Annotated in this window: 24 protein-coding genes, 1 tRNA gene and 1 pseudogene; 9 read left to right on the top strand and 17 right to left on the bottom strand. The window is 66.0% G+C overall.

Features of this window, described 5'->3' with window-relative positions:
• From U1739_RS01595 to radA, 5 genes are all read right to left on the bottom strand, one after another.
• On the bottom strand, window positions 1-330 hold the full coding sequence (locus U1739_RS01595) for a DUF423 domain-containing protein (RefSeq protein ID WP_332703316.1): 330 nt from the start codon (window positions 328-330) through the stop codon (window positions 1-3).
• On the bottom strand, window positions 327-2,090 hold the full coding sequence (locus tag U1739_RS01590) for a cation:proton antiporter domain-containing protein (protein WP_332703314.1): 1,764 nt from the start codon (window positions 2,088-2,090) through the stop codon (window positions 327-329). Before U1739_RS01590 ends, U1739_RS01595 begins: the two co-directional genes overlap by 4 nt.
• Window positions 2,090-2,542, bottom strand: coding sequence for an iron-sulfur cluster assembly scaffold protein (locus U1739_RS01585; protein ID WP_332703312.1), 453 nt, complete (start codon window positions 2,540-2,542; stop codon window positions 2,090-2,092). The genes U1739_RS01590 and U1739_RS01585 overlap by 1 nt, the downstream gene beginning before the upstream one ends.
• Window positions 2,539-3,105, bottom strand: coding sequence for a CvpA family protein (locus tag U1739_RS01580; RefSeq protein ID WP_332703309.1), 567 nt, complete (start codon window positions 3,103-3,105; stop codon window positions 2,539-2,541). The genes U1739_RS01585 and U1739_RS01580 overlap by 4 nt, the downstream gene beginning before the upstream one ends.
• 61 nt (window positions 3,106-3,166) lie before the next feature.
• Window positions 3,167-4,543, bottom strand: coding sequence for a DNA repair protein RadA (gene radA, locus U1739_RS01575; protein ID WP_332703306.1), 1,377 nt, complete (start codon window positions 4,541-4,543; stop codon window positions 3,167-3,169).
• A 129-nt stretch (window positions 4,544-4,672) separates the two neighbouring features.
• Between radA and U1739_RS01570 the strand changes: the two genes are divergently transcribed.
• Window positions 4,673-5,098, top strand: a complete 426-nt coding sequence (locus tag U1739_RS01570; protein ID WP_332703304.1) for an endonuclease domain-containing protein — start codon at window positions 4,673-4,675, stop codon at window positions 5,096-5,098.
• Window positions 5,099-5,135: 37 nt separating this feature from the next.
• On the opposite strand, the gene U1739_RS01565 is transcribed toward U1739_RS01570, so the two are convergent.
• Entirely contained in the window at window positions 5,136-5,840 is a 705-nt protein-coding gene (locus tag U1739_RS01565) for a glutathione S-transferase family protein (protein WP_332703302.1), read from the bottom strand.
• A gap of 67 nt (window positions 5,841-5,907) precedes the next feature.
• Here U1739_RS01565 and U1739_RS01560 point away from each other — a divergent pair, with 67 nt between their 5' ends.
• Window positions 5,908-7,053 carry a glycosyltransferase family 4 protein gene (locus U1739_RS01560; protein ID WP_332704831.1) on the top strand — a complete coding sequence of 382 codons (1,146 nt, stop codon included), beginning with the start codon at window positions 5,908-5,910 and terminating at the stop codon, window positions 7,051-7,053.
• Between the two features lie 145 nt (window positions 7,054-7,198).
• Here U1739_RS01560 and U1739_RS01555 read toward each other — a convergent pair whose 3' ends face one another.
• Together U1739_RS01555 and U1739_RS01550 are read right to left on the bottom strand one after the other, a co-directional pair.
• The gene (locus U1739_RS01555; RefSeq protein ID WP_332703300.1) at window positions 7,199-7,516 is read right to left on the bottom strand and encodes a DUF2218 domain-containing protein; all 318 of its coding nucleotides are present in this window, start codon (window positions 7,514-7,516) and stop codon (window positions 7,199-7,201) included.
• Window positions 7,513-8,142 carry a PadR family transcriptional regulator gene (locus U1739_RS01550; protein ID WP_443025477.1) on the bottom strand — a complete coding sequence of 210 codons (630 nt, stop codon included), beginning with the start codon at window positions 8,140-8,142 and terminating at the stop codon, window positions 7,513-7,515. The genes U1739_RS01555 and U1739_RS01550 overlap by 4 nt, the downstream gene beginning before the upstream one ends.
• Window positions 8,143-8,356: 214 nt before the next feature.
• On the opposite strand from U1739_RS01550, the gene U1739_RS01545 reads away from it, so the two are divergent.
• The 4 genes from U1739_RS01545 to U1739_RS01530 are packed head-to-tail and all read left to right on the top strand — an operon-like array spanning window position 8,357 to window position 12,234.
• A complete protein-coding gene (locus tag U1739_RS01545; protein ID WP_332704826.1) occupies window positions 8,357-9,676 on the top strand; it encodes a replication-associated recombination protein A in 1,320 nt (439 codons plus the stop codon).
• Window positions 9,657-11,039 (top strand): serine hydrolase domain-containing protein, encoded by a 1,383-nt coding sequence (locus U1739_RS01540; protein ID WP_332703298.1) that lies wholly within the window; start codon window positions 9,657-9,659, stop codon window positions 11,037-11,039. The genes U1739_RS01545 and U1739_RS01540 overlap by 20 nt, the downstream gene beginning before the upstream one ends.
• On the top strand, window positions 11,036-11,377 hold the full coding sequence (locus U1739_RS01535) for an MmcQ/YjbR family DNA-binding protein (protein ID WP_332703296.1): 342 nt from the start codon (window positions 11,036-11,038) through the stop codon (window positions 11,375-11,377). Before U1739_RS01540 ends, U1739_RS01535 begins: the two co-directional genes overlap by 4 nt.
• A 50-nt stretch (window positions 11,378-11,427) precedes the next feature.
• Window positions 11,428-12,234 carry a hypothetical protein gene (locus U1739_RS01530; RefSeq protein WP_332704824.1) on the top strand — a complete coding sequence of 269 codons (807 nt, stop codon included), beginning with the start codon at window positions 11,428-11,430 and terminating at the stop codon, window positions 12,232-12,234.
• Window positions 12,235-12,237: 3 nt separating this feature from the next.
• Here the strand turns inward: U1739_RS01530 and otsA are convergent, their stop codons facing one another.
• From otsA to U1739_RS01510, 4 genes are read right to left on the bottom strand one after another with little or no spacing between them, the layout of a single operon-like run.
• Window positions 12,238-13,629: an alpha,alpha-trehalose-phosphate synthase (UDP-forming) gene (otsA, locus tag U1739_RS01525; protein WP_332703294.1), complete on the bottom strand. Its 1,392-nt coding sequence runs from the start codon at window positions 13,627-13,629 to the stop codon at window positions 12,238-12,240.
• Window positions 13,626-15,407: a glycoside hydrolase family 15 protein gene (locus U1739_RS01520; protein WP_332703292.1), complete on the bottom strand. Its 1,782-nt coding sequence runs from the start codon at window positions 15,405-15,407 to the stop codon at window positions 13,626-13,628. The genes otsA and U1739_RS01520 overlap by 4 nt, the downstream gene beginning before the upstream one ends.
• Entirely contained in the window at window positions 15,404-16,147 is a 744-nt protein-coding gene (gene otsB / locus U1739_RS01515) for a trehalose-phosphatase (protein ID WP_332703290.1), read from the bottom strand. The genes U1739_RS01520 and otsB overlap by 4 nt, the downstream gene beginning before the upstream one ends.
• A complete protein-coding gene (locus U1739_RS01510; RefSeq protein WP_332703288.1) occupies window positions 16,137-16,811 on the bottom strand; it encodes a fumarylacetoacetate hydrolase family protein in 675 nt (224 codons plus the stop codon). The genes otsB and U1739_RS01510 overlap by 11 nt, the downstream gene beginning before the upstream one ends.
• A 170-nt stretch (window positions 16,812-16,981) precedes the next feature.
• Here U1739_RS01510 and U1739_RS01505 point away from each other — a divergent pair.
• A tRNA-Thr gene (locus U1739_RS01505) sits at window positions 16,982-17,057 on the top strand.
• A gap of 363 nt (window positions 17,058-17,420) precedes the next feature.
• On the opposite strand, the gene U1739_RS01500 is transcribed toward U1739_RS01505, so the two are convergent.
• Window positions 17,421-18,350, bottom strand: a complete 930-nt coding sequence (locus U1739_RS01500) for a LysR family transcriptional regulator (protein ID WP_332703286.1) — start codon at window positions 18,348-18,350, stop codon at window positions 17,421-17,423.
• Between the two features lie 138 nt (window positions 18,351-18,488).
• Between U1739_RS01500 and U1739_RS01495 the strand changes: the two are divergent.
• Together U1739_RS01495 and U1739_RS01490 are read left to right on the top strand one after the other, a co-directional pair.
• A pseudogene (locus U1739_RS01495) lies at window positions 18,489-19,187 on the top strand (pirin family protein).
• 148 nt (window positions 19,188-19,335) lie between these two features.
• Window positions 19,336-19,926, top strand: coding sequence for a TMEM175 family protein (locus U1739_RS01490; protein WP_332703284.1), 591 nt, complete (start codon window positions 19,336-19,338; stop codon window positions 19,924-19,926).
• Between the two features lie 15 nt (window positions 19,927-19,941).
• Here the strand turns inward: U1739_RS01490 and U1739_RS01485 are convergent, their stop codons facing one another.
• Genes U1739_RS01485 through U1739_RS01470 form a run of 4 tightly spaced genes read right to left on the bottom strand, consistent with a single transcriptional unit; the run spans window position 19,942 to window position 23,432 of the window.
• Window positions 19,942-20,643, bottom strand: a complete 702-nt coding sequence (locus U1739_RS01485) for a YoaK family protein (protein ID WP_332703282.1) — start codon at window positions 20,641-20,643, stop codon at window positions 19,942-19,944.
• A 14-nt stretch (window positions 20,644-20,657) separates the two neighbouring features.
• Window positions 20,658-22,091: an alginate export family protein gene (locus tag U1739_RS01480; RefSeq protein ID WP_443025476.1), complete on the bottom strand. Its 1,434-nt coding sequence runs from the start codon at window positions 22,089-22,091 to the stop codon at window positions 20,658-20,660.
• Entirely contained in the window at window positions 22,084-22,533 is a 450-nt protein-coding gene (locus U1739_RS01475) for a DoxX family protein (RefSeq protein ID WP_332703280.1), read from the bottom strand. The genes U1739_RS01480 and U1739_RS01475 overlap by 8 nt, the downstream gene beginning before the upstream one ends.
• Window positions 22,530-23,432 (bottom strand): glyoxalase, encoded by a 903-nt coding sequence (locus U1739_RS01470; protein WP_332703278.1) that lies wholly within the window; start codon window positions 23,430-23,432, stop codon window positions 22,530-22,532. The genes U1739_RS01475 and U1739_RS01470 overlap by 4 nt, the downstream gene beginning before the upstream one ends.
• Window positions 23,433-23,449: the final 17 nt, after the last annotated feature.

Raw genomic sequence — 23,449 nt, 5'->3', positions numbered from 1 at the left:
TTAGCGCGTCGCCGTCCACGCCAGCCAGAGCCAGCCGGCGATCAGCAGCGCCCCGCCGATCGGCGTCACCGCCCCAAGCCAGCGCGGCAGGCCCAACGCCATCAGGTATAACGTTCCCGCGAACAGCAGCCCGCCGATCAGGAACAGCCAGGCCGGTCCCTTGGCCTCCAGCCGCAGCACAGCCAGCGCCGCCACTGCGTGCAGCAGCTGATAGTGCGCGCCGGTCTTGAGCCACTCGACCGCCGCCCCGCTCGCGCCATGCGCCCCGAACGCCCCTGCCGCGACGGCCAGCGCGCCCGACAAGGCGGCGAACAATACGATCCAATTCATGTCGTCGGCTCCAGATCCGGTCGCTTGTCCTGCGTGATGATTTGGTCGCGCCCGGTGCGCAGATCGCCCGCTTCGTGCTGCAATTTCAGCCGTTCCTTGTCGCGTGCGCGGTAATGTTCTTCGCTGCGGTTGATCTCCGCTTCCTCCACGCCGATGCCGAGCAGCGCGATCCGCGCCATTTTTACCGCGGATTCCAGCACCTCGCGCACCACGCCATCGGCATGCGAATCCTTGAGCTTGAGCAACGCCCGCCGGTCGAAGGCGCGTACGAAGATCTTCGCCTTAGGGAACGCCTCATGCACCCCATCGATCAGCTCCGCGCTCAGCTGATCGCCATCGATACAGAACATGATCAGCTCCGCCTCGGCCGCACCGGCCTGGCGCAGCAGGTCCATGCGCGTGCCGTCGCCATAATAAACTTTCGCGCCGAACCCGCCGGCGATATCGATCATCTCGATATCGGTGTCGATCAGCGTCACCGGCACGCCCTGCGCGATCAGCATCTGCGCCACCGTCTGGCCGAACCGGCCATAGCCGACGATCAGCGCGTTGGCCCCATCCGCCATCGGCCCTTCGCGATCCTCGCTATTCACCGGCTCGGCGCGGATCCGGCTGGTGATCATCATCAGGAACGGCGTCGTCGCCATCGACAGCGTGACGATCGCGCCGAACAGGCTCGCCGCCTGCGGCTCGATCAGCAGCGCATTCTGCGCCTGCGCGAACAGCACGAAGCCGAACTCGCCGCCCTGGCTGAGCAGCAGCCCGAGCGCCAGCGCGCCGTGCCACTTCATCTTGAACAGCATGCCGATGCCGAAGATGATCAGCCCCTTGGTGACGATCAGCGCCAGCGCCATGCCGGCAACGAACAGCGGGCGTTCGGCGATCGCGCCAAGATCGAGCATCATGCCCACCGCCAGGAAGAACAGCCCGAGCAGGATCGAGCGGAACGGCTCGACATCCGCCTCCAGCTCGTGCCGGTATGGGCTGTCGGCCAGCATCACGCCGGCGACGAACGCGCCCAAGGCGGTCGACAGGCCAAGCGATTCCATGATCGCCGCGCTGGCGATCACCGTGAACAGCCCGGCGAACACGAACATTTCGCGCTCACCCATATTGCCGATGATGCGGAACATCGGGCGCAGGACGAAGCGCCCGGCCAGGATCAGGCCGACGATGGCGATCACGGTATAGATGAACAGCAACCAGCCCGGCGGGCCCGCGGCGTCGGCCGGGTTGCGCGACATCACCGCGATGATCGTGATCAGCGGCACGATCGACAGATCCTGGAACAGCAGGATCGAAAAGGCGCGCTCGCCGAATGGCGTGCGCATGCGCCCGGCCGATTGCAGCATCGGCAGCACCTGCGCAGTCGAGGACAGGGCTAAGGGCAAGCCCAGCGCCAGCGCGGCGGCGATCGACGATTGCGTCGCCGCCCATACCACCAGCGAGATCGCCACGCCGCACAGCACGACCTGCAGCGCGCCGAGCCCGAAAATCTCCTGCTTCATCTTCCACAGGCGCGTCGGATTGAGCTCCAGTCCGACGATGAACAGCAGCAAGGTGATGCCCAGTTCCGCGACACCGATCTTGGCCTCGGCATCGCCGACCAGCCCCAACACGTGCGGCCCGACCACCGCGCCGGCGATGAGATAGCCCAAGGTCGCGCCCAGCCCGAGGCGGCGGAAGATCAACACGAACACCAGCCCGAAACCGAGCAGCATGACCGCATCGCGCAACAGCGACGTCGTTGCATGATCCATTACGCCGCCCCCTGCACCGTCTGTGTCTCAACCGATTGGGCCTGGGCCGCCGCTTCTGCCGCGGCCTCGAACGCCAGCCGGATCGAGGCGTGGCGCGCGCTATGCGGCAGCGCCGGCTGGAACAGATCGAACCCCGCCCATTCGGGCAGGGTGCCCTCACCCGCCAGCCACGCCGTCAAGGCATCGCGCGCCACGGCCAGTTCTTCCGGCGACTTGCCGATCACGTCGGCCGACAAGAGCGACGATGAAGCCTGCCCCAATGCGCACGCCCGCACCAGCATGCCGACTTCACTGACGCGGCCATCGGGCCCGAGATTGATATCCACGGTCACCCGGCTGCCGCAGATCGGCGAGCGCTTCTCCGACGAACCCATCGGTTCGGCCAGCCGCGCCTGATAGGGAATGGTCGCCGCAAGCCGGAGAATTTCGGTATTGTAGAGCGGCGCGTTCATGGTCGTGCCGCCGCGGCATTGTCCGTCGTGATCGTAGGGTTGCGCGGGCCGAACACCGGCTGCCCCTTGCGCCGCCGGTCGACGAAATCGGCGATGCTCGCGCTGGTCGCGTTGAGCAACGGATAGGTGCGCGATGCGGTCAGCCAGGCCGGTCGCTTCGACGGCCCGCCGCTCATCGTATCGGTCACCAGCACGACCAGCAGGAACACCAGGCTCGACAGGATCAGTCCCTTGATCGCCCCGAACCCGAAGCCCAAGGCGCGATCGAGCGGCCCGAGCACCGACGTGCGCGTCCGTGCGCCGATCGCATTGGCGACCATCCGCCCGGCGAAATAGGTGATGCCAGTGATCAAGGCGAACGCCAGCACCGCCGCACCCGATACCGTGCCGACCACGCCTGACAGCGCCGAGGCAATCGGCGTGTGGAATAGCTTGATCGCGAACACGATCGCCACCCAGGCGAACAGCGACAGCACTTCGGTCACGAAGCCACGCATCAGCCCCAGCCCCGCCGCGCCGAGCACGGCGATCAGGACGAGGATGTCGAGTGCGGATAAACCCATGCGCGTGTCAGTCCCTATTCCTACCGTTCCACAGGTAGATAGAGGCCAGACCGAAACCGCGCTACCCACGCCCAAGCATATGATCGACGAAAGCGCCGAGCGTCTTGAACCCGGTCAGGCTGAGCGGAGTCTTCTCGCCGACCAATGCCGATGGCACCAGCGCGCGCTCGAAACCCAATTTTCCCGCTTCCTTGAGCCGTAGTGCGCCATGCGCCACCGGCCGGAGCTCGCCCGACAAGGCGATCTCGCCAAACGCCACTGCATCGACCGGCACCGGTCGTTCGGACAGTGCCGAGACCAACGCCGCCGCCACCGCCAGGTCCGCGGCCGGATCCTGTACGCGGTATCCGCCGGCGATGTTGAGATATACTTCCGAGGTCGAGAAGCTCAGGCCGCAGCGCGCCTCCAGCACCGCCAGCACCATGGCGAGGCGCCCCGAATCCCACCCGACCACGGCGCGCCTGGGCGTCGCGCCACTGGCCAGCCGCACGACCAGTGCCTGGATCTCGACCAGCACCGGCCGCGTGCCCTCCAGCGCCGGGAACACGGTCGTTCCCGTCACGCCCTCGTCGCGCTGCGTCAGGAACAAAGCCGAGGGATTGGCGATTTCGGCCAGCCCTTCGGCGACCATGGCGAACACCCCAATCTCGTCGGTGCCGCCGAAGCGGTTCTTGATCGCGCGCAGGATGCGGTACTGGTGGCTACGCTCGCCCTCGAAGCTCAACACGGTATCGACCATATGTTCGAGCACGCGCGGGCCGGCGATCGAGCCATCCTTGGTGACGTGCCCGACCAGCACCACGGCCGTGCCACGCTCCTTGGCGAAACGGATCAATTCCTGCGCCGAGGCGCGTACCTGGCTCACCGTCCCCGGCGCGCCTTCGATCAGGTCGCTATGCATCGTCTGGATCGAATCGATCACCAACAGGTCGGGTGGCGTGCCTTGGCCGAGCGTAGTCAAAATATCCCGCGTGGAGGTCGCCGCGGCGAGCTGCACCGGCGCATTGCCCAGACCGAGCCGCCGCGCGCGCAAGCGCACCTGATCCGCCGCTTCCTCGCCCGAGACATAGGCCACCGATCGCCCCGCCAGCGCCATCTTCGCTGCCGCCTGTAGCAACAGGGTCGATTTGCCGATCCCAGGATCGCCGCCGATCAGCGTCGCAGACCCTTCGACGAACCCGCCGCCCAGCGCACGATCCAGTTCGGCAATCCCGCTCGCCATGCGTTCCGGCAACGCGATCTCGGCATCCAGCCCGACCAGTTGGAACGAGCGCCCGCCAGATTGCAGATTATGCTTGGCCTGAAACGGCGTGACATTCCCGCCGCCCGCTTCCTCGACCAGCGTGTTCCACTCGGCACAGTCGGCGCACTGCCCCGCCCATCGGTGCGACACCGAACCGCACGATTGGCAGACATAGCGTTTCTGGGGTTTGGCCATGGTGGAGCCCTAGCAGAAACGGAACGGGAGGGGAACACCCCGACGGTGCCTTTGCCTCTTTCCCCTCCCTGACAGGGAGGGGCTAGGGGTGGGTTGGCGAGCGCAGTTCGCCGTTCTACGCTCGCCACCATGCGACGGGTATCGAGAAGGATGACGTCCCGAGCGAGGGCACTACGCCGCGAGGCCACACCGGCCGAACGTGCCATCTGGCGATTGATTTCACGCTATCGCCCGGCTTTCACGCGGCAACTCACTATCGACGAGCGTTACATCATCGACCTCGCCAACCGCACAGCGAAGCTGGCGGTCGAGTTCGACGGCAGCCAGCATCTCGACCAAGCGGATTATGATGCTGACCGCACCACCCATCTCGAAGCGCAAGGCTGGCGCGTCATTCGCTTATGGAACACCGAGGTCCTCGCGAATCCGCAGGGAGCCGCCGAGCATATCTTGCGTGTCACCGCCGAGTGCCTCGGCGGCACCCACCCCCAACCCCTCCCTTCCAGGGAGGGGAGAAGAAGGGCGCCGCGCACTCGACCTGATTCCCCTCCCTGAAAGGGAGGGGCTAGGGGTGGGTGCGAGCGCAGCGAGCTTACGCGCGCGCCGGTATCCTCAACCCCCTCTGTACCGCCGGCCGGACCAGCCCACGCTCCAGCCACGCCCCAACATTCGGAAAGTCCTCGAACCCGACTAGTTCGCGCGCCTCATAGAAAGTGATGAGGTTGTGCACCCAGCCGATCATCGAGATATCCGCGAGCGAATAATGCTCGCCCAAGAACCATTTTTTTCCGGCGAGCACCGCATCCATCACGCCGAGCAGCCGCTTGCTCTCATCGACATAGCGCCCGAGCGGCCGTTTATCCTCCCAGTCCTTGCCGGCGAACTTGTTGAAGAAGCCCATTTGCCCGAACATCGGACCCACGCCGCCCATCTGGAACATCACCCATTGCGTCGCCTGCCAGCGATCCGCCAGCCCATCGCCTAGAAACTTGCCGGTCTTCTCGGCCAGATACAGCAGGATCGCCCCGCTCTCGAACAGGGCCAGCGGCGCCCCGCCCGGCCCGTCCGGATCGATCATCGCCGGGATCTTCCCATTGGGATTGAGCGACACGAAGGCATCGGATTTCTGGTCGTTCTTGGCGAAGTCGACGAGGTGCGGCTCGTACGCCAAGCCCGTTTCCTCGAGCATGATCGATGCTTTGACGCCATTGGGCGTCGGCAGAGAATAGAGCTGGATGCGGGTCGGGTCCTGCGCCGGCCAGCGCTTGGTGATCGGAAAATCGGACAGGTCAGTCATCGCGCCACTCCCAATGGAGATGCGGAGATAGTAACATTGCGCGCCATTCGCTATGCACCCGCGCCATATGCAGCCGTCGGACCTCCGCGTCGCCATTTTCAGCGGCAATTATAATTACACCCGGGATGGCGCCAACCAGGCGCTGAACCTGCTGGTCGGGCATCTGCTCGCGCGCGGCGTGCAGGTGCGGGTGTATTCGCCGACCAGCCGCCGACCGGCCTTTGCCCCGACTGGCGATCTGGTCAGCGTGCCCGCGATCAAGCTCCCGGGGCGCGACGAATATAAAGTGGCGCGCGGCCTGCCTGCCGCGATCCGCCGCGACATTGCCGCCTTCGCACCAAATATCATTCACGTCGCGGCGCCCGAACTGCTCGGGCACCGGGCAGTGAGCTATGCGCGGCGGCACAACATCGCCGCGGTCGCCTCGCTGCACACCCGGTTCGAGACCTATCCGGCATATTACAACCTCGGCTTCGTCGTGCCGCTGATGATCACCCTGCTGACGCGCTTCTACAACCGCGTCGATCAGGTCGTCGTCCCCAGCCCGAGCATCGCGACCTTGCTGCGGGCGTGGGGCGTGACCACGCCGATCGGCATCTGGTCGCGCGGGATCGACCATGATCGGTTCAAGCCCGAACGCCGTGATCTCGCCTGGCGGCGATCGCTCGGCATTGCCGATGACGACAAGGTCGTCGGTTTCCTCGGCCGGCTGGTCAAGGAAAAGGGCCTCGACGTGTTCGCCGACGTGGTCACCGAGCTCAAGCGCCGCGGCGTGGCGCATAAGGTGCTGATCGTCGGCAAAGGGCCAGCGCAGGACTGGTTCGCCGAGCGCGTGCCGGAAGCGGTGTTCGCCGGCTTCCTCTCGGGCGACGATCTTGGCCGCGCGGTCGCGTCGATGGACGTTTTCTTCAACCCCTCCGTGACCGAGACGTTCGGCAACGTCACGACCGAGGCAATGGCGGTCGGCATTCCCGTCGTCGCCGCGCGCGCCACCGGTGCGGTCGATCTGATCGAGGACGGGGTCAACGGCTATCTCGTGCCGCCGCGCGATGTGAACGCCTATGCCGATGCCATCGCCGCTCTGGTCGAAAACGACGAAGCCCGCCGCGCAGCGGGCGCGGCGGGCCATGCCAAGGCGGCCGGCTATCAGTGGGACAAGGCGAACGAGAGCGTCATCGACGCATATCTCGAGACGATAGCGCGGCGGGCTTAAATCCCTCGCCCCCCGGGAGAGGGAGGGAGCAGCGAAGCTGCGGAAGGGTGAGGGCGAGGGTGAGACGCAATCTCGATAATCGCCCTCACCCTTTCCACTCGGCAACGCCGAGCGGGCCCCTTCCCTCTCCCGACGGGAGAGGGAGTTACCGCCACTCGAACGCCAACGGCGCCTCGCGAAACGCGAAGCGATCGAGGTGGCGCGCCACCGCGCCCTTCAGCGCTTCGAGCTGCCCCTCGACCGATGCATCGATCCGCACCTCCAGCGCATCCGCGCCGGCATCGAACGTGACCAGCGCATCGGCCGGCCAGTCCGCGCCGCGCGCATCCTTCGGAAACACCACCGTACCGTGGTCGGGCGTGAACGCGACCGCCAGATTGTGCTGCCAATGCTTGCACAATTGCTGGAGATATTTGCTGCCCTGGGTCGTCGGCACCGACGCGGTTGCGCTGACCGCGCTCATTTCAGCCGCTCGATCTTCTGCGCGACCTCGTCGAGCAAGGCCGCCACGTCGTGCAATTGGTCTGTATCGAGTTCCTCGCCTGCCAGCCGCTGCTGCAGCACTTGGCGCAGATTGCCCATCGCGCGCCGGATCGGCCCGCCATCGGTGCGTTGCCGCTCGGCGCCGACCTCGGCCAGCCGCGCAAACAGCGCCTCGACCTCTGTCGCCCGCTCGGTCAGCAACGCCTGGCCCGCCTCGGTAATGGCGAACTGCTTCTTGGCGCCGTCGGCCTTCTGTTCGTCGATCATGCCCATATCGTCGAGCATGGTGATGGTCGGATAGATCACCCCCGCACTCGGCGCATAGGCGCCGCCGCTGCGCTGCTCGATTTCGCGGATCAGATCGTAACCGTGGCGCGGCTGTTCGGCGATCAGCTTGAGCAAGACGAGCCGAAGCTCGCCGGAATCGAACATCCGCCGGCCACGCCCCGGACCACGTCCACCGCCCCGCCCATCGTCGTCACCGCCCCAGCGCACGCTGAACCCGCCGGCGCCGCCAAAGCCGCGCCCGCCGAAACCGCCGTGCCTCATGCCGTGCCGCTCATGTTTGCCATGGCAGCCGCGGCCACCTCTTTCGAAAATCATCATGTGGATCGTCCTTTTCTTATAATACGATAGCACTAAGATATATCTTGGATTGTTTTACGCAAGAGGCCGGTCCACAATTTCCGTCATGCCGGACTTGGTCCGGGATCCAACGGGCCTCAAACACAACGGCGGTGGCGGGCGGCACGTTGGATGCCGGACCAAGTCCGGCATGACGGGGTGGTGAGGCGTGGCAATCACGCCTATCTTGCCGGCAATGGCCGACCTTTTCGCACCTTTCGATCCGCCCGCCCGCGCGGCCCCTCCCGAAAACGCGCCGCTCGCCGATCGCCTGCGCCCGCGCACGCTGTCGGACGTCGTCGGCCAGGATCACATCACCGGCCCGGAAGGCGCGATCGGGCGGATGGTCGCTGCGGGTCGTTTGTCGTCGATGATCCTGTGGGGCCCGCCGGGCACCGGCAAGACCACGATCGCGCGCCTGCTCGCCGATGCGGTGGACCTGCGCTTCGTCGCCATCTCCGCCGTCTTCTCCGGCGTCGCCGATCTCAAAAAGGCCTTTGCCGAGGCGCGCGAACACGCGAAAATCGGCAAACGCACCTTGCTGTTCGTGGACGAGATCCACCGCTTCAACCGTGCGCAGCAGGATGGTTTCCTGCCCTATGTCGAAGACGGCACGGTCACCCTGGTCGGCGCGACCACGGAAAATCCGAGCTTCGAACTCAACGCCGCCGTGCTCAGCCGCGCGCAGGTGCTGATCCTGCACCGGCTCGACGCTGCCGCGCTGACGCTGCTGCTCGACCGCGCCGAGCAAACCGAAGGACGCCCCCTACCGCTGACCAAGGAAGCGCGCGACGCGATGGTGGCGCAGGCCGATGGTGACGGTCGCTTCCTGCTCAACCAAGCCGAAACCCTGTTTTCGGTCGACCTGCCCGAGCCACTCGATCCCGCTGGCCTGTCCAGCTTCCTGCAGCGCCGCGTCGCGGTGTACGACAAGGATCGCGAAGGCCATTACAATCTGATCAGCGCGCTGCACAAATCGATCCGCGGCAGCGATCCGCAGGCCGCGCTCTATTATCTCGCGCGCATGCTTACCGCCGGCGAGGAGCCGCTGTTCCTGCTGCGCCGCCTGACCCGCGCGGCGGTCGAGGATATCGGCCTGGCCGACCCGCAAGCGCTGGTGCAATGCATCGCCGCCAAGGACACCTATGATTTCCTCGGCAGCCCCGAGGGCGAATTGGCCATCGCGCAGGCCTGCCTCTATCTCGCCACCGCACCCAAATCGAACGCGACGTACAAGGCGCAAAAGGCGGCGTGGCGCTCGGCCAAGGAAACCGGCAGTCTGATGCCGCCCGACAATATCCTCAACGCCCCGACCAAGCTGATGAAGGATATCGGCTACGGCAAGGGCTATGCCTATGACCACGACACCGCCGAGGCCTTTTCCGGGGCGAATTACTGGCCCGCGGAAATGTCCCCGCAGACCTTCTACGAGCCGACCGGGCGTGGCATGGAAAAGCGCATCGGTGAACGAATGGCGTGGTGGCAGGAGATGCGGGATGCACAAGACGGTTCTTAGCCTGATCGCGTTCTCGCTAGCGGTGCCCGCCGGCGCGCAGCAGGTCGCGCCGACCGCGCCGACCTCATATCAGCGTGCGATTGCGGCCGGCTATAAGGCGGCGACGTTGTGCTCGGCCGTCTTCATCGCCGGTCGCACCCCCACGGCGATCGACGGTGAGGAACTGAGGGGCATCTACCCGGAATATGACGGCATCGTTCCCACGCTGTCCGCCGATATCGACCGCAAGTTGCGCACGGTCGATGTCTCCTTCGATCCCGCGCTGCCGCCGCGCACCGCCTTTTGGGACAGCCGTGACGGCTGCGTCCTGTCGCCGATCGGTGCAGGTAGCGCGGCGTCGATGGAAGAAGAGATCAAGCCGGACGGCACCGTCGTCGCACCGCGCATCGGCCCGGCGGCAGCCGATCCAAGGCGCTGGCCGCAGGGGGATGCCGGCATTGCGCCGCGTCCCCCCGCGGCGCTGGCAGAGCGTGTCGCCGATGCCTTCGGCCAGACCTATGGCGCTGGCCACACGATCGGCGTGGTCGTCTTGCGTGACGGCGAAGTCGTCGCTGAGCGCTATGGCCCCGGCTGGGGACCGTTGGTCGCCAATCGCACCTGGTCGGTCGCCAAGAGCATCAGCGGCACGCTGATCGGCATGGCGGGGCTCGATCCCGCCAAGCCCGCGGCCGTCGCCAACTGGCGCGGCGTTGGCGATCCGCGGGGCGCGATCACGCTCGATCAGCTGCTTCGCATGGCATCGGGACTGCACGGCGATACTGCCGGCAACCGCACCGACGCGATCTATTTCGGCGGCACGGCAGTCGACGAACAGGTCCCCGGCTTGCCCCTCGACGCTAAGCCAGGCAGCCGCTTTCGGTACGCCAATAACGATATATTGCTGGCAGTGAGCGCGATGCGCGCGACGCTGAGCGACGCTCGTTATGGGGAATTTCCCAAGGCGACGCTCTTCGCGCCGCTCGGCATGCATCACACGGTGGCCGAACGCGATTGGCACGGCAATTACGTGCTCTCTAGCCAGGTATGGAGTACGGCGCGTGATCTGGCCCGGCTCGGTCAGTTCTGGCTGCAGGACGGCGTATGGGCCGGCAAGCGGCTGCTCCCCGCCGGCTGGATGACCTACATGACCACGCCGTCGGGACCGCAACCCGAGAGCGGCCCGGGATATGGCGCGACCTTGTGGCTGTTCGGCCCCAAGCAGGGCCTGCCCGAGGGCAGCTACGCCGCGCAGGGCAATCGCGGGCAATATGTGATGGTCATTCCGTCGCGAAAGCTCGTCATCGTCCGCCGCGGCGAGGATCCGGGCGCGGCGCGCTTCGACATCGCCAAGTTTGCCGCCGATGTCGCGGCGGCGGTAAAATGAACGACTGGGCCGAGGTCGTCGCTTTCGCGCTGACGCTGCCCGATACGTCTATGGACCCGTTCTACGGCACCCCCTGCCCCAAGGTGAACAAGAAGGCCTTCGTCTCGCCCGGGAGCGAGCCAGGCAGCTTCCACGTCATGGCGCCGCACGGCGACAAGGCGATCCTGCTGGAAACCGATCCCGACACCTTCTGGCAGACGGCGCATTACGCCAACTGGCCCGGCCTGCTGGTCCGCTACGGCTCGCCCGATCCCGAACGCGTGCGCAACGTCATCCGCCGCGCCTGGTGGGATCGCGCGGGCAAGGCGCAGCGCACGGCATTTGGCGCTCGGCCCTGAGCCGCTTTACCCATTTCGCGGCGATCGACTGGTCGGGTGCGGTCGGGCCGATGCAGAAGGGGATTGCCGTCGCGATTTGCGCCGCCGGCAGTGACGCACCGACGCAGCTCCTGCCCGACCAGGGCTGGTCACGCACGAAGGCGCTCGAGTGGCTGCTCGGGGAAATGCCGGCGGATACGTTGGTCGGTCTTGACCTCGGTCCGTCGCTGCCATTCGTCGATCGCGGCGCCTTCTTCCCGGGCTGGGAGGAAAGCCCGGCGGACGCGCGCGGACTGTGGGGTCTGATCGAGCGCCTATGTGCCGACGATCCGCATCTTGCCGCCTCCTCCTTTGTCGATCACCCCGAGGCCGCGCGCCATTTCCGCCGCCACGGCGGGCGCAAGGGCGAGTTCTTCGAGGGTCGCGGGCGGTTGCGCGTCACCGAAGAAGCGCAGCGAGTGCAGGGACTCAACCCGTACAGCAATTTCAACCTCGTCGGCGCGTCGCAGGTCGGCAAATCGAGCCTTACCGGGATGCGCGTGCTGCATCGCCTGCAGGGCCAGCTGCCGATCTGGCCGTTCGACGCATCGTTACGCGGGTCATTGGTGGTCGAGATCTATACCAGCATCGCCGCGCTTGCCGCCGGCCGGCCACGCGGACGCACCAAGATGCGCACGGTCGCCGAGCTTAACGCCGCGCTGCTCGCGCTCGGCAGCGCCACCATCGCCGGCGACGGCGCGATCGACGACCACAGCAGCGACGCGATCCTCACCGCCGCCTGGCTGCGCACCGTCGCCGACCGCCCCAACCTCTGGCGCCCCGATGGCCTTACCCCGCACATCGCGCGCACCGAGGGCTGGACGTTCGGCGTTACCTGACGGTCAGTCGGTGCTGGCGACCGACAGCGGCAGCATCAGCGCATCGAGGAATTGCTGGCGCCACCAATTGATGTCGTACGTCTCGATCGAATCCATGCAGGCGCGCCAGCGGCGGATGCGTTCGGCCCGGTCCATGCGCAGCGCGACCAGGATCGCGTCGGCCATCTCCTCGGCGCTGTACGGATTGACCATGATCGCCTCGGTCAATTGCGCTGCAGCACCGGCAAAGCGCGACAGGATCAGCACGCCGGGATCTTCCGGATCCTGCGCGGCGACATATTCCTTGGCCACCAGGTTCATGCCGTCGCGGAGCGGCGTGACCAGCCCGATCTTCGCCGCGCGATAAATGCCCGCCAAGGTATCGCGGCCATAGCCTTGGTTGACGTAACGGATCGGCACCCAATCGACATCGGCATAGGCGCCATTGATCCGCCCCGACAGGCTTTCCAGCGTGTTGCGGATGCGTTGATAACTGCCCACCGCGCCGCGCGACGGCGGCGCGATCTGCAGCAGGAACACTTCCTTGCGCTCCTCGGGATGCTCGACAAGGAAGCGTTCATAGCCGAGAAAGCGCTCTTCCAGCCCCTTCGAATAATCGAGCCGATCGACGCCGACGATCATGTCGCGCCCATCGGCGCTGTCGCGCGTGCGACGATAGGACAGCCGCGCGGTAACGCTGCGCGCCAGATCGACGAATTCCGGCGTATCGATGCCGATCGGGCAGGCCAGCACGCGCACGCTGCGCGTGCCGAGCGTGACGACATCGCCCGCGATGGTCGCGCCCATTTCCAGCCGCACAAAATCGAGGAAGGATTCCAGCCATTCCTCGGTGTGGAAGCCGATCACGTCATACGCGAACAAGCGGCGCACGAGTTCCTGCGCCTCGGGCAGGATCGAGAGCAAACGGCGCGGCGGCCAGGGGATGTGCAGGAAGAAGCCGATGCGATTATCGCAGCCGCGCTGGCGCAGCTCGTCGCCTAAGGGGAACAGGTGGTAATCCTGGATCCACACCACGTCTTCCGGCTCGATCAGCGGCGAGACGGTTGCGGCGAACCGCTCGTTGACGCGCTGATAGCCGCCGGCAAATTCGCGCTCATATTCGGCCAGATCGACACGATAATGGAATAACGGCCACAAGGTGCGATTGGCGTAACCGTTATAATATTCGTCGATATCCTGGTCCTCCAGGTCCATCGTCGCGGTGGTGACGCCGTCGTCGCGCTGGAAATGGATGTCGCCGGTGAAGGTATCCGTACGTTCCCCCGACCAGCCGAACCACACGCCGCTATACTGGCGCAGCGCCGACGAGAGCGCGACCGCCAAGCCGCCCTGCGCGCCCGATTCCGAGCCCTTCGGCGCAGAGACACGATTGGAGATGATGACTAGCCGGCTCATCGGATCGAACTCCACGGCTTGCTCAGCAGCGCCGCGCAATTGATCATGCCGACGAGCGAATAGGTCTGCGGATAATTGCCCCACAATTCGCCCGTCGCCGGATCGATATCCTCGGACAGCAAGCCGGCCGCGGTGCGGCGCGCGAGCATCTCCTCGAACAAGGCGCGGGCCTCGGCGCTACGGCCGGTAAAGTGCAGCGCCTCGATCAGCCAGAAGGTGCAGACGTTGAACGCCGTCTCGGGCAGGCCGAAATCGTCCTCGATCGCATAGCGCAACATGAACGAGCCGCGGCGCAGGCCCTCCTCGACGGCCTTCAGCGTATCGAGGAAGCGGGGGTCGTCGGGCTCGAGGAAGCGCAGGTCGAGCAACTGCAGCACGCTGGCGTCAAGATCGTCCCCCGCAAAGGTCGCCGACATGCGTCGCGTGTCCGGCCGCCACGCCGCGCTTTCGATTCTCGCACGGATCGTATCAGCGCGTTCCTGCCAGAACACGCAGCGCTCGTTCAGACCCAACGCCTGCGCGGCATTGGCCAGCCGGTCGCACGCCGCCCAGCACATGGCGGACGAATAGGTGTGCACGCTCTTGCGCGTGCGCAGCTCCCACAGGCCGGCATCGGGCGCGTCGTAATTCTGCCAGGCGCGTTCGCCGACGCGTTCCAGCGCTTCGAAGTCTTCCACCCCGGCCATGCGGAACAGCCGCGTGTCGAACACGGCGTGGACTGCGCACAACACGATCTGGCCGTACGCGTCGTGCTGGATCTGTTCATAGGCCTGGTTGCCGATGCGCACCGGTCCCATGCCGCGATAGCCGGGCAGATCGGGCGCCACGCGTTCCTCCAGCGTCGCTTCGCCGAGCACGCCGTACAGCGGCTGGATATGGCCACCCGCGGCATCATCGACGATATTGCGCAGATAGCCGAGATAGCCCTCGAGCACGTCGAGCGCGCCAAGCCGGTTGAGCGCCTGCACGGTATAATAAGCGTCGCGGATCCAGCAGTAGCGATAATCCCAGTTGCGCCCGGAATCGGCATGTTCGGGAATCGACGTGGTCATCGCCGCGACGATCGCGCCGGTTTCCTCGTGCTGGCATAGCTTGAGCGTGATCGCCGAGCGGATCACCACGTCCTGCCATTCCAGCGGGATGGCTAGCCCGCGGACCCATTCCTGCCAATGGCGGGTCGTGTCAGCCAGCATCGTATCCAGCGTTGCCGCCAGATCGCCGGCAAAGCTTTCGTCCGGCCCGAGAAAGAAGTGCAGCGGTCGTTCCAGCCGGAACGCGCGTTCCGCCTCGACCATACCGATCGGCGCGGTGGTACTGAGCCGCAACTGCATCGTCGGCATGGCGAAGCGGATATGGTTGGAGCCGCCGGTCTGTTCGCCGCACGCCCCGCCCCAGCCGCAGGTCGGCCGCATGGCGACGCGGATGCGTGGGCTGCCCGCTACCGGGCGCACGATCCGGGCATAAGCGACCGGGCGATAGCTGCGCCCCTGCCGCTCGAAGCGCGGGCAGAAATCGATCACCTCGATGGCGTTGCCGCTGGCGTCGGTATGCCGGCTGATCAGGATCGGCGAGTTACGAACATAATGCTGCTCGACGCTGACACTGTCCTCGATCCCGATCGCCCAATAGCCGCGCTCAGGCGCCGTGCCGCCGAGCAGCGCCGAAAATAACGGATCCCCGTCGATACGCGGCACGCAGCCCCACACGAAACGCCCGGCGCGATCGATCAGCGCACTGACCTGGCAATTGCCGATCGGCCACAGATCCACCGAACTCATGCCGCCTGCTCGCATGCGGCTTCCAGCCAGGTCAGCGTGGCCGCGACATCGGGCAGCCGATAGGTCGCCGCGCTCGGTCGCGCCTCGCCCACCAAGATGCCCGCGCCGCCACATGCTGCGGCCGCCGCCAGCGCCGGCTCGTCGGTATCGTCGTCGCCCAGGAACACCGGGCGGTAGCCCGCCATCGGCGCCCGCTCCATCACGCGGCGCAACGCGGTGCCCTTGTCGGCGCCGCCCAGGCGCAGCTCGACCATCATCTTGCCGGTCTGCAGATGCAGCCCGGTCTCGTCGGCCAGCGTTCGGGCCAGCGCCAACGCCGCGTCGTGCATCGCGGGCACCGCACGATAATGCAGCGCCGCGCCAAAGGGTTTCTGCTCGACCAACAGGCCGGGTGTCTTGTGGGCAAAATGGGTCATGATGGAAAGCATACGATCGAGAGCGCCGGGACGTTCCGGCAGCGAATTCGTTCCATCGTGCCAGCGCACCTCCAGGCCGTGGCTGCCGGCGATGGTCAGCGGCAATGGTCCGAACAGTGCGACGATCCCATCGACCGGCCGACCACTCAGGATCGCGACCCGGCCCGACAGCGACTTGATCAGCCTTTCCAGCAAGGTGGCCAGACGCACATCGACCACCACCGCCTCGGGTCGGGCAGCGAGCTCGACCAGCGTCCCGTCGAAATCGAGGAACAAGGCGGCGTCGCGCAGCAGCGTGACGGGGGGCAGCGCGCTATGCGGCAAAACGCACCTCGACCGGTGCGATCCCCGCGATCGTGGCGCGTACGCTATCTCCGCGCGCGATCGGGCCGACGCCGGCGGGCGTGCCCGTGAAAATCAGATCGCCCGGCGCAAGCGCCACGAGCCGAGAGAGCTTGGCGATGATCTCGGCCACGCTCCAGATCATCTGCGACAGATCGCCAGCCTGGCGCGGTTCGCCGTTCACCGTCAGCGCGATCGACCCAGTGGCCGGCGGCGCGCCCAACGCCAGCGGGCCGATCGGCGCGGAATGATCGAAACCCTTGGCCATATCCCACGGCCGCCCCGCTTTCTTGGCCGCCGCCTGCAGATCGCGGCGGGTAAGATCGATGCCGACGGCATGGCCGAAGATCGGCGCCTGGGCATCCGCAACAGCGATATCGTTGCCGCCGGCGCCAAGCGCGACGACCAGTTCGACCTCATGGTGGAGATCCTCCGTGCAGGTCGGAAAGGTCAGCGTGGCGCCACTCGCCACCACCGCGTCGGCCGGCTTGGCAAAGAAGAACGGCTCCTGCCGATCGGGATCCGAGCCCATCTCGCGCGCATGATCGGCGTAGTTTTGCCCCACGCAATAGATCCGCCGCACGGGGAACAGATCCGCGCTGCCGGCAAGGGCGATGCGGGGCACGGAAAGGTCGGGCAAGCGCATCATCGTCTCCGGGGAGCGACCTGGCTCGGCCGCCTTGCGCGCTTGTATGGCCCATGGCGCGCGGATCAAGCCCGCAATGCCAGCAAGGCGGCTCCGGCCGGATTTGCCTTGACTGGCGCCCCGCCCGCTCGATAGTCGCGCCATCCGCCCATGGGGCGGAGGCGAGTGATGCCGGTTTAGCTCAGTTGGTAGAGCGCCAGTTTTGTAAACTGGATGTCGCGGGTTCGATTCCTGCAACCGGCACCATTCCAATTCTGCGGCAGCGTCGGGTCGGACAGCGTCAGGGGTGTCGCGGGCAGCCGTTCGAAACCATCGACGAATTCCTCGCCGAAGGTGATCTTGCCGACCGTGACCAAGGGCGTCACTTCGGCCAGGAAATCCGGGAAAGTGTCCACGGCAAAGGGTGTCGTGAAGGCCTTGATGTCGACGAACGATAGTGGATCAGGGTGATCAGCCGCGGCAGATAGTCGTCCCCAGACACGGGCGGGTAATGTGCAGCTTCCAAACTTCCCACGCTTGTTCATCTGGCTTCCAAGACCGCGTCCGAACAAGCCGATCGAGCCACCGATCGATGGTCGAAGTAGCGTCGCGAGGCGCGGTCTCTCATACTCAGATATCGGAAAGCCCCGACTCTTCGCCGTCGTCGCGGCCGAGCTGGACGAAGCGATCCAGCAGCCAGGAGGCCGCCGGGCCGGGGGGCGTATCGCGCCGCCATACGCCGGCGAAGCGATAGATCCCGCCGGGATGATCCGGCATCGATAAACGCTTCAACGTTCCCGCGATCAGGTCGGGCTGGATCAGCGGCAGCGGCATGTTGCCCCATCCGATCCCTTCGCGCAGCAACGCATGCTTGGCGCCGAGATCGGCGAGGCGCCAAGTGCGCGAACTCATCACCGAGAAGTCCCGTCCTTCGGTCAGCGGCGACCGGTCGGTCAGCACGAGCTGGGTATAGTTCCGGCCGGCGCCCGGCGGGATGCGCTCCATGCGCGCCAGTTCGTGATCGGGGGCGGCCACCGGGACCATCGCCACCGATCCGACCGAGTTGCAATCGACGCCCTCGACGCCGGCGGCCAGCGGCCCTGAAATACCGATGACCGCCTTGCCCTCGAGGACCAACGCGGTGATCGCACCCAGCGCTTCGACGTGCAGCCGCAGCGTCACGGTAGGATAGGCAACGGCGAATTCCCGCAGGACGATACCCAGTCGTGCGGTGGGCAGCATCACGTCGACGGCCAGATTGACCTCGCCCTCCACGCCCTCGAGCAGCCCCTTCACCTTGGCGCGGAGCTCGTCGACGCCGTGCGCAATGCCCCGCACCTCGGACAGCACCGCGCGCCCCGCCACGGTCAATTGCGGTTTGCGCGTCCCCTCGCGGTCGAACAGCGTTAGGCCGAGCTGTTCCTCTAGATTGCCGATGCCGTAGCTGACCACCGACACCGCACGGTTCAGGCGGCGGCCGGCGGCCGCGAAACTGCCGGTTTCGACGACGGCAAGGAATACGCGCAGCTGATCGAAAGTAGGCGTGCCGGGGTTGGCCATTTCAACTCCATAGAACGTTAACCCGCACTTTATCGCACTGATCGATCATGTCGAGACCGCTTATCTCCATCGCAACGGAGCAGCGACGAATGCCCACCGGCAACCACCGTTCTCGATGTACCGACCAGGAGACATGACATGATCGACGTTCGACCCTTCGCATCGCTTGGCGGCGCCAACCACGGCTGGCTCGATGCCAAGCACCATTTCTCATTCGCCAATTAGCATGATCCCAAGCGCGAAAGCTGGGGCAATCTGCGTGTGTGGAACGACGACACGATCGCGCCGCAGTCCGGATTTCCGCCGCATCCGCATCGCGACATGGAGATCATCACCTATGTTCGCGAAGGCGCGATCACGCATCAGGACAATCTCGGCAACCTCGGGCGCACCGAGGCGGGCGACGTGCAGGTGATGTCGGCCGGTACCGGCATCACGCATGCCGAGTATAACAAGGAAGACGTCACGACGAAGATCTTCCAGATCTGGATCCAGCCGACCCGCACCGGCGAGAAGCCGAGCTGGGGCGCCCGTCCGTTTCCCAAGGGTGAGCGGTCCGGTCGTTTCGTGACGTTGGCCTCGGGCTTCGCCAATGATGACGACGCGCTGCCAATCCGTACCGACGCTCGGGTTGTCGGTGCCTCGCTCAAGGCCGGCGAGACGGCCGAATATCCGCTCGGCAAGGATCGCCGCGGCTATCTGGTGCCGGCTATCGGCGCGATCGAGATCGACGGCCAGCGCGCCAACGCCCGCGACGGCGTCGCGATCAGCGATGTCGATACGGTGAAGATCACCGCCCTTGAGGACAGCGAGATCGTGCTGGTCGACGCTGCCTGACCAACCTGCCGCCGGGCTGCGGCCCGGCGGCTGATCCGCTGGCGCCGGCCCAACACACGCCGCGCGCCATTCGTGACTTCCGGCGCGACCGCACCGTATTCCCATGCGATATGGCCGCGATCGGCTGGTCGAGCATAAGGGCGTGGGCATGAGCAGGCAGGTCATCGGCAAAGGACGGATCGAAGCGTTCAGCGATGGTGTGATCGCGATCATCATCACGATCATGGTACTCGAGCTGAAGGTGCCGCACGGGACGGCATTCGCCGACCTCTTGCCCACCGTGCCGGTGCTGTTGAGCTATGTCCTGAGCTTTACCTATGTCGGCATCTACTGGAACAATCATCATCACCTGTTCCAGGCGGCGCGCGGCGTCACCGGCGCGATCATGTGGGCAAACCTGCATCTCCTGTTCTGGATGTCGCTCATACCCTTCGTCACGAGCTGGATCGGCGAGAGCGGCGATGCGGTCGCCCCGGTGGCGAGCTATGGCATCATCCTGCTGATGACCGCTGCCGCATACCAATTGCTGGCGACCATGCTGGCCCGCCATGACGGGCCGGAATCGCAGCTGGCCGAGGCGATCGGCCATGACCGCAAAGGCATGCTGTCGCTCGCGCTGTATGCCGCCGGCATTGCGGCGTCGTTCATTTGGCCTGACCTCGGCCTGGCCATCTATGTCGCCGTGGCAGTGATGTGGTTCGTTCCCGATCGCCGGGTCGAGCGGGTATTGTCCAAATAACGATCTCCAAGCCGCTCAGCCTGCCACGGGCTCGGCGGCGGCGGGATGAAGCGCGCAGGCGATCGTCCCCGCGAGCACCAGCGCGCCGGCCAGCGTCAACGCGGTCGGCAGTCCCCATCGTGACACCAGCACCGCGCCGATCGCCGCGCCGACGAAGATCGCCACGACGGCAGCGATCCTGCGCGCGACGTTTGGATTGCCGCCTCCAGCCAGGCTGGAATCTGCCGCAAGCCCGGTCAGCGTCAGCGTCAGCACGGTGGTCGTCAGATCAGGGATCTTGAGCTGACGGATCGTGGCATTGCGAAAACCCATCGACACCGCAGTGAGCGCAATGATGGCATAAAGCCTGATATCGGGGGTCTGGGTCGCGACGTCGAACCCGATCGCCACGGCGGCGGCGCTCCACAGCAGCCCCGCCTCGAGCAACGCGGCGATCATCAGCCAGCGGCGCAACGGCTTGGTCGCATGCGCCTTGCCCGTTCTCCCGGCGACGAGCGCGCCGAGCAGGAAGGCGGCGATCGCGACGACATATGAAAGCGCGTGAAAATTCGGCGTTCCGGCCGCCGCGAAGCCGAGAAACACGATATTGCCCGTCATGTTGGCGGTAAACACCTTGCCCAGCCCAAGCACGCTGATCGCATCCACCAGGCCCGTCGCCACCGACAGCGTCAGCATCAGCGGCACGCGCGGGTCGAATGGCGGGGGAGCTTTGCTCATGGCGATGTCCTTGTTCAGAAACGAAAATTGCTCTCGATCCCCAGCATCGTGATCGTCTTCGCAGAACCGGTCTGGCGAATGAAGGCACCGGGTTCGAAAGCGGAGAGCGAGGTGGAGAGTTCGAGTTCGGGCGTGGCCTGCCAGGCGAGCGTCGCCTCGGCTTCCTTGCCGATGAAGCGGGCCGTCGACGTGCCGGGCGCGCGGATCAGCGTGCCGGGAATGTCGTATACGCCGTCGCCGCGCGAATAGCGCCAATAGGCCATGCCGGCGACGCTCGCGGACAGCGCCGGGCCGAGCCGAGCCGCTATGTGCGGATTGACGCTGACGATGTTGGTCGGCCCGACAGGGGATAGCTCACCGAAATATTTGCCTTTCGGGAAGAGCGCGTTGAAGGTGCCGAGCCGACCGTCGTCGCGCCTCTTGTCGCCGCTAACAACGTTGATGCGTAGGACCGTATCGGGCGCCAGCGGCGCTTCGGCGAAGGAACGGCCGAGCTCGGAACCCAGCGTCCAGGCGCGGATACGCTGTCCGGCAAAATCACCACGCTGCGCAACACCTTCGACATTCCAATGCCAGCCGCCTGCCGCACCGAACAGGCGCGCGCCGATACTGTCGCGGCGTTCGCTGCCCGTCCGACCGCCGAACACAGCGGCCGCATTACGATAGCCCAGATAGAAGAGATCAATGCCGGAACGCGCCCCGATCGCCGGCACCGTCAGATAGGCGCCCCATAGCGACTTGGCGCGCGAGCGGGTGTCGTCGAAGCTCCCCGTGCCGGGCTGCACCGGCCGCACCGCCAATAGGCTGATCGTCGCGCCAGCGAGTGAAATCAGGCCACGAACGCCATCGAAGGCGAGCGGTACGTTGGGCCCGTAGCGTGTGCCGACCAGCCGCTCCGTGCCCAATGACAGCATCTGCCGCCCGGCGCGAACCGTCACCCCGGGCGCCGCGGTACTGCCCGTCTCCGCGCCCAGCCGTATGTCGACAAAGCCCTGCAGGAGATCGACCCGCGTCTGGTCGATCGGGCTCGCCGACGGGGCTACGCCGACGGCATAAGCGGCGATCGGCTGCACGAAGCCGCGCACCCCGACGTTGCCGCTGCCGATATGCAGATCGGCATAGGGCATCGCTCGAAGCCACAGATAGCTGTCGTCGGCGGCCGCGCCGCCCAACCATTGGTTGTGGCGATAGCGCTCGTTGCGCGCGCGAAGCTCGATACCGGTGGTGAGATAGGCGTCCGCGTCGAGCACAATATATTTGAACCGGCCGGTCCAATGATCGCGCCGTTCGGCGGCGTCGGCGAGTTGCGCCCAATGCTCGTCATAGCGCGTGATACTGAGCGTCGGGGCCTGCCAGGCCTCGGTGCCAGTGGCCGGTGTTGCCCCGGGAATCGTCTGTGCCGCAGCCGGCGCAGCGGCGCAGATCGCGAGAAGCGCCAGCCTATGCACGTCCCCCGACCTTCCGGCGCTGCTCGGCCTCCGCCACCAAGGCAGCAAGGACGAAACCGCCGATCAGGCCGAGATGCTCGAAAAAGGCATTGGTGGCCATGAAGCGCGCCTGCCCCGCCGGCATCGCCCAGAAGGCGTTGGCGGTGATCGCGGCGCACAACGTGAACACGCCGAGCATGCCGGCACCGAGCCACACCAACCGTCCCGACAAGATCAGCAGCGGCCCGACAATCTCGACGGCGATCGTCAAGGCGGCCCACAGCGCGGCCGGCTGCATGCCGAAATGCGCCTGTTCGGCGATGGCGGCATGCCAGTCGCTGGCCTTGACGATCCCGCCGAGCAGATAGGCACCGACCAGCGCAAGTCGCGCCAGGAACCCGGTCCAGCGCCAATCGAGGACCGCATCGACGAAGCGCGGGTCACGGGCCGTGACGGCGTTCATTGCGTGATCGCCGAGTGGATTTCGGCAATATAGCCGCCGGGGAAGCGCACGATGGCGGACTGGCGATCGCGTTCGGTATGCGGCGCGACCAGCGTTTCGACACCGGCCGCACGGCCTTTGGCCAGCGTGTCCTGAAGGCTCGCGACCTCATAACCGGTCACGTCGCGGCCATAGGGCCATGGTATCTGATTGTCGGATACCATGACGGTCATCTTGCCGTATCCGGACGACACCTTGATACGGCGATAGCTCTTGCCCGGCTGGCCGATGTCGTTGCCATCCGCCGTCTTGTCGTCGGAGACGACCCGGCCATGCGCGAAGCCGGTCCAGCTTTTCACGAAGGCGTCGGCGGCATCGGCGGTCAGATAGACGCGGTTCTCGGGCACGGTGTCCAGCGCAGGATAGTTCGGCTCGGTCGTGTGCCAGTAGATCTGCATGCCGACGCCGCCCGGCCATTGCACCACCGCATCGCGGCCGATCGGGTCCGGGAAGGTGGTGATCAACCGCGTCGCGCCATGCTTCACCGCAGACGCCACCGCGGCATCGATGTCGGTGACGAGATAGCCGTTGCGTTCGGTGCCGAACGGGACCGGCACCGGGGTGGTGAAGCCGAACACCGACACCGATCCGGCCGGGGTCAGCACGAGCTGCGAGAAGGTCTTGCTGGTCGTCGGCGTGACCTGGAACGCGCCCTTCTTGCTGCTGGTGCCGCCGAACGTCGCGGTCAGGCTGGCGACGAAGCGGTCGAAATCCTCCGGTGCGACATAGACATGCGTGGTGTCGTATTGCGGCCCGACGGCATAATCGGTCGCCGCGGCCACCGCCGGTGCATTCGGGGCAGCAAGGGCGGGTGCCGTTCCAATCAGGGCAAGGGCAGCAAGAAGGGCAAAGCGCTTCATCGAACGTCTCCTCGAAA

Origin of the sequence: Parasphingomonas puruogangriensis (assembly GCF_036663635.1) — a bacterium.
Taxonomy (GTDB): Bacteria; Pseudomonadota; Alphaproteobacteria; order Sphingomonadales; family Sphingomonadaceae; genus Sphingomonas.
The sequence above is the reverse complement of the archived record's forward strand: the minus strand, read 5'-3'. Positions and strand labels throughout refer to the sequence as shown.